This is a genomic window from Pseudactinotalea sp. (assembly GCF_048594945.1).
Lineage (GTDB): Bacteria > Actinomycetota > Actinomycetes > Actinomycetales > Beutenbergiaceae > Pseudactinotalea.
In genome coordinates, this window is sequence record NZ_JBMDXJ010000532.1 from 1 (window position 1) to 4,324 (window position 4,324).

4 protein-coding genes are annotated in these 4,324 nt (G+C 72.2%); all 4 read left to right on the forward strand.

Translation table 11 applies throughout. The annotated features are described in order from the left end of the window. Nucleotides 1–247 precede the first annotated feature (247 nt). Nucleotides 248–466 carry a CsbD family protein gene (locus ACOJSN_RS24340; RefSeq protein WP_420115072.1) on the forward strand — a complete coding sequence of 73 codons (219 nt, stop codon included), beginning with the start codon at nt 248–250 and terminating at the stop codon, nt 464–466. Between the two features lie 314 nt (nt 467–780). Then, a complete protein-coding gene (locus ACOJSN_RS24345) occupies nt 781–1,299 on the forward strand; it encodes an RNA polymerase sigma factor (protein WP_420115073.1) in 519 nt (172 codons plus the stop codon). Nucleotides 1,300–1,375: 76 nt separating this feature from the next. Then, a complete protein-coding gene (locus ACOJSN_RS24350) occupies nt 1,376–2,608 on the forward strand; it encodes a hypothetical protein (protein WP_420115074.1) in 1,233 nt (410 codons plus the stop codon). An 82-nt stretch (nt 2,609–2,690) separates the two neighbouring features. Further along, nucleotides 2,691–4,324 (forward strand): FAD-binding oxidoreductase (locus tag ACOJSN_RS24355; RefSeq protein WP_420115075.1); only part of this gene is annotated, 1,634 nt, incomplete at its 3' end.

Sequence of the window (4,324 nt, forward strand, 5' to 3'; positions counted from 1 at the left end):
GAATTCGACGGTAGGGGAGCGGATACCGGATCGCGGTATCGCCGCAGGTCACAGCATGTTTCGGCACCCACCGGAAACGAACGGATCTGCGCGTTCGCGTAATGAATAGGTCCGGGGTTCGATTCCCCGAGGCGGCTCGGCGCGTAGGCCCCGATCCGTATGGATACGGGCCTACGTCGTGTCGTGGAGGGTTACTGTCGAGGTGGCGGCATGCGATCAGCGCATGCCCGGACCGAGGGAGTGAACCATGGGGCTCGGAGACAAGATCAAGAACCTCGCCGACGAGGCCGCCGGCAAGGTCAAGGAGGGCGTGGGCGACCTCACCGACAACGAGAAGCTCGAGGCTGAGGGCAAGGCGCAGCAGGCTGAGGCCAACGTGCGCCAGGCGGGTGAGGACGTCAAGGACGGCGTCAGCGACGCCGCCGACAATGTCAAGAACGCCTGGAACAACGCCACGGACAAGTAGTTCACCTCGCCTCTGAGGAGTGCCCGACGGCGGCCCACCGGTTCTCCGGTGGGCCGTTCGTTTGTGTGGAGCGAGATCGCGTCACCGGAAGGCTTTGCGTTGCAGAACTGTCCATCGGGGACATGTGTGCCACGCACGCCGCCGGTGGGTGGATCAGAAGTGTCCATCAAGGACACTTCTGCAACGTGGCGCCGCGACTCGCCGCGCAGTCCCTCGGCCGTGCCGCGACGTGCAACGATCGGACCAGCGGCGACACACCCACCACAGGGGGCGTCCCGCCCTCACGACTGTGCACGCCTGCGAACGGAGCGCCGATGGGGTCAGACGCCGCCGCAGCAGCGCCACGTGACCAAGCCTGGTTCGACGCGCTGTTCGCTGAGCACGCGCGCGCCGTCCACCGCTACTTCCTGCGGCGTGCTCCGCATGACGATGCCGAGGACCTTGCCGCCGACGTACTCTCCACCGCCTGGCGGCGGCGTGACGACGTCCCCGAGGGGCACGAGCTCCCGTGGCTGTACCGCACCGCCGGGTTCGTGCTCGCGAACTACCGGCGCAAGGGCCGGCCGGTCCCGGTCGAGGAGCTGCCCGACGACGTGGACGGCGAGTATGCCGCCGACCCGGCGGACGTCGTGGTCGAGGACGAGAAGGTGCGCACCGTGCTCGCGACGCTGAGCCCGCGGGACCGGCAGATCCTGCTGCTGCACGTCTGGGAGGGGCTCGACGGCGAGGCGTTGGGTCGGGCGCTCGGCATCAGCCGGGGAGGCGCGGCTGCCGCGCTGTCCCGGGCCCGAGCCAGGCTGCGAGACGGCTGGAACGAGCGGGTGGAGGCGTGATGCAACAGCCCGAACCGGCGCCACACATGAGGAAGGGAACGGGCGAGCGCCCCGGCGCCCACGGAAGGACAGCACGATGAGCGACGACGAGAGCCTGGCCAGGCTCCGCGCCGCCGACCCCGCCGCGGGACAGGCGAGCGACCTGGCCGCGCTGCGCCGCGCCGTCGACGCTCGCCTCGAGGACGAGCAACCGAGCACGGTGACACCGCCGGAGCGGCGCGACGAGCTCGCCGCGCGTCGCGAGCGGAGGTCCACCAGGTCCGGCTGGCTGGCGGGCGTGGCGGCTGCGGTGATCGTGGGTGTCGGCGGCTACACGCTGGGCGCGAACGACACCTTCGGGGGCAGCGCGGGAGGCGCCGCCGACTCGGCATACGAGGACAGCGGCGAGGCAGCGAACGACGAGCCGCTCTCCGGTGCGGACGGCGCCGGAGGTTCCGAGGAGGCCGAGATCGAGGGCGGCGAGACGCTGTCCGACGGCGACGACACGATGCCCGTAGGTGGGCGCGTGACGTACGAGGAGTCCGGGCTGTCCGACGAGACCGGCAGTGCGGAGGCGTTTGCCTACGACCCGTCCGGGGCCGCGAGCGCCGAACGCGCTGCCGAGGTCGCGGACGCGTTGGATGTCGCCGGCGATGTCACCGAGACCGGTGGTGCCTGGATGGTCGCCGACGCGGACGGCCGCACCGTGGAGCTGTACGACGACGGCACCGTGACATTCAGCTACGTCGATCCCACGCTCGACCCGTGGGCGTGCAGCGACTGCGACGGTGCCACGCCGGCCGACCCCGTGGAAGCAGCGCGGCAATTCCTCACCACGATCGGGGTGGACCCGAGCGGGCTGCGCTTCGTCGCGGACGAGACCGGGAGCGGCGCCGTGGGCGTCGACGCCTATCCGGAAGGATCGGCCGCGCTGACGTGGAGCATCACCGTGACGGTCGACGGCGTGTACTCGGCCTGGGGATGGCTCGCGCCGCTGGCCTCGCTCGGCAGCTACGACGTGGTGTCGCCGGTCACGGCGGTGGAGCGGCTCACCGATCCGCGATTCGGCGCCCAGCCGAACGGTGATCTGGCGGCCGAGAGCATGGACGCGGATGCGTCACGACCGGGCGCCGTGCCGGAGCCGGGGTCGATACTGCCCTGGCCGGTCGAGGCCCGCACGATCACGGATGCCGAGCTCACGCTGGCGGCGTACCCGCTCGGCGGCGGCACGGTCGCGCTGCTGCCTGCGTGGGCGCTCACGGCCGACGACGGCAGCACCTGGACGGTTCTCGCCGTCACCGAGGACGCGCTGGACTTCGCTGCGGGGTGACCCGCATACCCCCGCGTAGCGATCTCGGCGGTGGGCGTGGACGGCGTCGTCGCAGGGCCTCCAGGGTCGGTAAGTTGGGGCCGTGCCCGACCTGCTCGCCGATCTCAGGGCCGCTGTGCGCGGCGAGGTCGATGCCTCCAGCCGCCGGCGAGCCGAGTACAGCACCGACGCCTCGAACTACCGGGTGGTGCCCGAGGTCGTCGTCTTCCCCCGCAGCACCGAGGACGTGCTCGCCACGCTGGAGGTGGCACGGGCGCATGGCAGCCCGCTGACCTCCCGAGGTGGGGGGACCTCGGTCGCGGGGAACGCCGTCGGGCCGGGTGTGGTGATCGACTTCTCGCGGCACCTCAACAAGGTCCTCGAGATCGACCCGCAGGCGCGCACCGCGCGGGTGCAACCGGGCACCGTGATGAGCACGCTGCAGGCGGCGGCCAAGCCGCACGGGCTGCGGTTCGGCCCGGATCCCTCCACGCAGAACCGTTGCACGATCGCCGGGATGATCGGCAACAACGCGTGCGGCCCGCACGCGGTCGCCTACGGACGCACCGCCGACAACACGCGCAGCCTCGACGTGGTCGATGGCACCGGGCGGCGCTTCACCGCCGGGCGTGGCGACCTCGCGGCGATCCCCGGTCTCGCCGAGCTCGTGTCCGCGAACCTCGCGATGATCCGCACCGAGTTCGGCCGGTTCGGCCGCCAGGTGTCCGGCTACTCGCTCGAGCACCTGCTCCCGGAGAACGGGCGCGACCTCGCCAAGTTCCTCGTCGGGACCGAGGGAACCCTGGTCACGGTGCTGGAGGCGACCGTGGACCTGGTGCCGATCCCGGGCTCGCCCACGATCGTGGCACTTGGCTACCCGGACAGGCCCGCGGCCGCGGACGCGGTGCCGGCGATGCTGGCGCACCGGCCGCTTGCGGTCGAGGGCCTCGACGACCGGCTGCTCGATGTGGTGCGGCGCCACTCGTCCGCACCGATCCCCGACCTACCCGACGGCGCCGGGTGGCTGCTGGTCGAGGTGGGCGGCGAGACGCAGGAGGAGGCGTACGCGAACGCGGAGGCGCTCGTGCGCGACGCCGGCACCTCCGCCGTCCGGATCATCCCCGCAGGGTCGGAGGCCACCCGGATCTGGCAGATCAGGGCCGACGGCGCAGGGCTGGCCGGGCGCACGCCGTCGGGCGCGCAGGCGTGGCCGGGCTGGGAGGACGCCGCGGTGCCGCCCGAGCGGCTCGGCGCCTACCTGCGCGAGTTCAACGCCTTGCTGGACCGCTACGGCGTGGACGGCCTGCCGTACGGGCACTTCGGCGACGGCTGCATCCACGTGCGCATCGACCTGCCGCTGGACCGGCCGGGCGGCGAGGCCATCTTCCGGGACTTCATGCACGATGCTGCGGCCCTGGTGGCCAGCCACGGCGGGTCGCTCTCGGGCGAGCACGGCGACGGTCGCGCGCGCGGCGACCAGCTGCCCTACATCTACTCGCCCGAGGCGATCGGGCTGTTCGAGCAGGTCAAGGGCCTGTTCGACCCGCGCGACCTGCTCAACCCCGAGGTGGTGGTGCGCCCGCAGCCGGTCGCGGCGAACCTGCGCCGCCCGCACGCCACACCGCTGCCGCTCGCCCGCGGTGGCTTCGCCTTCGAGCACGATGGCGGCGACCTCACCACAGCCGTGCACCGGTGCGTGGGCGTGGGGAAGTGCCGGGTCGAGCAGACGGCGGCGGG